Source organism: Neobacillus sp. NRS-1170 (assembly GCF_050468025.1).
This window is the reverse complement of the sequence record NZ_JBITPF010000129.1, coordinates 1-752: the sequence shown is the minus strand read 5'-3', so window position 1 is coordinate 752 and position 752 is coordinate 1. Positions and strand designations below refer to the sequence as shown.

Here is a 752-nt window from a genome sequence, read left to right as displayed (position 1 = left end):
CTTATTGGAGAAGATAATGTACCAATTGCATCTGGAAGTCATCATTGGGAAAATAGTTATGTGAACAATATTTGGACCTACAGTGTAGAAGAAATTTGGAAAGGTGTTCAAGATAGCTATCAAAAGATGGCTAACAATGTCAAACAGCAATACGGAGTTATCATACAAAAAATAGGAGCCATTGGATTTAGTGGAATGATGCATGGCTATATGATTTTTGACAAGGATGGAGAGCTTCTTGTTCCTTTCCGTACATGGCGTAATAATATAACTGAACAGGCTTCCAATGAACTGACAAAACTGTTTTATTTTCAAATCCCACAAAGATGGAGTATTGCTCACTTGTATCAAGCGATCTTGAATCAAGAAGAACATATTGCTAATATTAGCTTCCAGACAACTCTAGCAGGATATATTCATTGGAAATTGACAGGACGAAAGGTTCTAGGAGTTGGTGAAGCATCTGGAGTATTTCCTATTGACTTGAATACGAAGAACTATAATCAAACCATGATTAATCAATTCAATGAAATAATTGCATCGTATCATTTACCGTGGAAAATTGAAGATATTCTTCCGAAGGTTTTGGTAGCAGGTGAAGTTGCTGGCGAGCTTACAGAAGAAGGAGCAAAGCTTTTGGATGTTACAGGTGAACTCCAGGCTGGCATTCCGCTTTGTCCGCCAGAAGGTGATGCTGGAACGGGTATGGTTGCAACAAACAGTATAGCAACGCGTACTGGTAATGTTTCTGC

1 protein-coding gene is annotated in these 752 nt (G+C 38.4%); it reads left to right on the top strand.

The genetic code is table 11. The features are described 5' to 3' along the window. Positions 1-752: FGGY family carbohydrate kinase (locus ACIFOT_RS32260; protein ID WP_430073062.1), on the top strand; the 752-nt coding region annotated here is incomplete at both ends.